Source organism: Belnapia sp., assembly GCF_059504005.1.
Genome location: NZ_JCACHU010000122.1, coordinates 1 through 2,508, shown reverse-complemented (window position 1 = coordinate 2,508; position 2,508 = coordinate 1). Strand labels below are relative to the sequence as shown.

General features: G+C 66.4%; 4 protein-coding genes. 1 reads left to right on the top strand and 3 read right to left on the bottom strand.

Features of this window, described 5'->3' with window-relative positions; genetic code table 11:
• Positions 1 to 37: 37 nt before the first annotated feature.
• A complete protein-coding gene (locus AC5JJ1_RS15875; RefSeq protein ID WP_495786074.1) occupies positions 38 to 286 on the bottom strand; it encodes a hypothetical protein in 249 nt (82 codons plus the stop codon).
• 170 nt (positions 287 to 456) lie between these two features.
• On the bottom strand, positions 457 to 1,428 hold the full coding sequence (locus AC5JJ1_RS15870) for a TIGR03885 family FMN-dependent LLM class oxidoreductase (RefSeq protein ID WP_495786073.1): 972 nt from the start codon (positions 1,426 to 1,428) through the stop codon (positions 457 to 459).
• 238 nt (positions 1,429 to 1,666) lie between these two features.
• Here AC5JJ1_RS15870 and AC5JJ1_RS15865 point away from each other — a divergent pair, with 238 nt between their 5' ends.
• Positions 1,667 to 1,945: a hypothetical protein gene (locus AC5JJ1_RS15865; RefSeq protein WP_495786072.1), complete on the top strand. Its 279-nt coding sequence runs from the start codon at positions 1,667 to 1,669 to the stop codon at positions 1,943 to 1,945.
• Positions 1,946 to 2,046: 101 nt separating this feature from the next.
• On the opposite strand, the gene AC5JJ1_RS15860 is transcribed toward AC5JJ1_RS15865, so the two are convergent.
• A complete protein-coding gene (locus AC5JJ1_RS15860; protein WP_495786071.1) occupies positions 2,047 to 2,259 on the bottom strand; it encodes a tripartite tricarboxylate transporter substrate-binding protein in 213 nt (70 codons plus the stop codon).
• Positions 2,260 to 2,508: the final 249 nt, after the last annotated feature.

Genomic DNA, 2,508 nt, shown 5'->3' with positions numbered 1-2,508 from the left:
AAGCAATCTCAGACAGTTCGGATTTCGCCGACAGTGTCTACACCTCATCCATGTGCCAGACGTCGCCCGGCTTTGGCGGGCGGCGGCGCAGCTTCCGGGCGATGTCGCCGCTGAACTTCAGGCACCATTGCCTGATGCTCTCGTGGGTGACGACAATGCCCCGCTCGGCCAAGAGCAACTCCACCTCGCGCAGGCTCAGGCCGAAAACGTGATACAGCCAGACGGCGTAGCTGATGATCGCGGCCGGGAAGCGATACCCGGGGAAGGTCGCAGGCTCGGGCGTCATCCCGCCATCCCGGCCCGTCCCCCTCGGCAAAGCCAGGAGACGTCAAGTTGGCAATGCCCCGGCCGGCCCGGTCGTCCCAGAGCGCGCCTTCTCCCAGCCGGGCGCCGGCCGCCCAGACAAGCCGCGCTTGTCCCAAAACCGGGCCCATACCGGTCATCTCAGCTCTTCCCTCAACGGCGCAGCGCAGGCAGCACGCGCTCGCCGAAAGTATCGATGAATGCCTGCTGGTTGCGACCGACCTGGTGAAGCTGGACCTCGTCGAAGCCAAGTTCGATAAGCTCCGCGATCCGGGCTGCGTGCCAGCCGAGGTCGGAAGAGATCCAAACGGACTCCCGCATGTCTTCCGGTCGAACAAACCGGGTTGCCACGTCAAAGTCCTCAGGCCGACGCAGCTCCCAGTTGACGTCGCCAGCCAACATATTGGTGCGCCACTGCTCATGCGCCCCGGTCAGCGCCTCGTCCTCGGTTCGCGCCCAGTTCAGCGCGACCTGAACAACCAGCCGTTTCCCCTCGCCGCCGCCTCGGCGGAAGGCCTGGATCATTTTCCGCAACTGGTTTGGAGATGCCGAAACCGTCAGCAGTCCGTCCGCCCAGGCGCCCACGGCCTCCGCCGTCGCCTCGGTCAACGCCGCGCCGAGCAGCGCCGGCGGCTGGGTGGAGCGGCTGTAGAGCTTCGCATTCACCACTGTGACGCGACCATGATGCGTCACCTCCTCGCCGGCCAGCAGGGACCGGATCACCTCGGCGCATTCGCGCAAGCGGGCGTTGCGCTCGGACTTCTCCGGCCAGGCCAGGCCGGTAATATCTTCGTTGAGGCGTTGGCCGCTGCCCAGGGCGAGCCAGAAGCGGCCAGGGAACATCTCGGCCAGGGTCGCCGCACCCTGCGCGAGGATAGCGGGATGGTAGCGATAGCCCGGTGCAGAGATCACCCCGAAGGGCAGCTGGGTTGTTGCCATCGCCGCTCCCAGCCATGACCAGGCGAAGCCTGAATGGCCCTGCGCCATGCCCCAGGGCCGGAAATGGTCAGAGGACATTGCGCAGTCGAAGCCCGTCTGCTCGGCTGCCCGCGCCAAGGCCAGGAGTTCGGAAGGGGGGAACTGCTCATGCGAGGCATGAAAGCCAATGCGGGGCGGGAGCGCCATGATCAGGATGCCTCTGTAGAAGCCCCACGGAACCTGTGGGACGCCGCGCGGTTGCGCCACCGAAGCCGTCGTTCCGCCGAGTGGCATGGAGCTGCCCGATCACGTTTGATCGCAAGAATGAAGCCGCCGCGGCCTCGCGTAGTCGGCTCCTGACCCGTCCAGGTACCGCCACCGGCGAGCCGCAGCCAGAAGGGCTGCACCCGATCGGTTCAGGGGGCGGCGGGACGGTCTCCAGCGAGTGCCGCCGACGCGGGCCGATGGCCAGCCGCTGCCGCTCATCGTCATGCTGCATGATGCAGGCGGCGAAGCACTCGGCACGCTGGCGCTGATAGCGGCCGCGGCGCCTGACATGCTTATTTTCTTGCCCGAAAGTCCAGGCTCTACCTGGGACATCATCCGTGGCGCCTTCGAACCTGACGTCGCCTTCCTGGATGCGGCGCTGCGCAGTGTGTTCCTGCACCATGCAGCGGACCATCAGCGCATTGCGCTGAGGGGTTTCTCGGACGGCGCCTCCTAAGCGCTGACCCTGGCGATCGGGAATGGCGACCTGTTCACCCATGCGCTGGCCTTCTCGCCAGGCTTCGCCGTTCCGCCCGCAGCAGTGGTACGGCCGGCGATCTACATGAGGAAGGGCGCTATACTGAACTGGCTGTTCGAGCAGATTGCCAAGGTATGGCCATCCGGCCGGGCACGGATGGCCATGTCCATCGCCAGCGTGCCGCCAGCGCCGGGGCGATAATCCAGCACTGCGGGCTGGCCCCATTCGGCCTGCAACGCGTTGCCCATAGGGCGGAAGACCACGTCGGCTGGCCCACCGGCACTGAGCGGCACGACCAGCGTGATGGTGCGGTTGGGGAAGCTGTCCAGGGCCTATGCAAGGCGAGGCACAGCCAAGAGATGGGCGGCCAGCAGGCTTTGGCGACGGATCATGGGCAGTGTCCTCTCAGAGCCTGCGGGCCAATATACCCGCATTGGGCTTGGGTTTGCCCTGTCTCGCTGGGCATCAACACAGCGCGCCGTGCGCTTAGCACGGTCGCCTGCTCCTTCGCGGCTAACCCCGCCAGTGTGCCGGCCAGCAAG

Coding starts and splice junctions, on each gene's coding strand:
- AC5JJ1_RS15870 (WP_495786073.1), bottom strand. CDS start 1,428: ATGGCGCTCCCGCCCCGCATTGGCTTTCATGCCTCGCATGAGCAGTTC.
- AC5JJ1_RS15875 (WP_495786074.1), bottom strand. CDS start 286: ATGACGCCCGAGCCTGCGACCTTCCCCGGGTATCGCTTCCCGGCCGCG.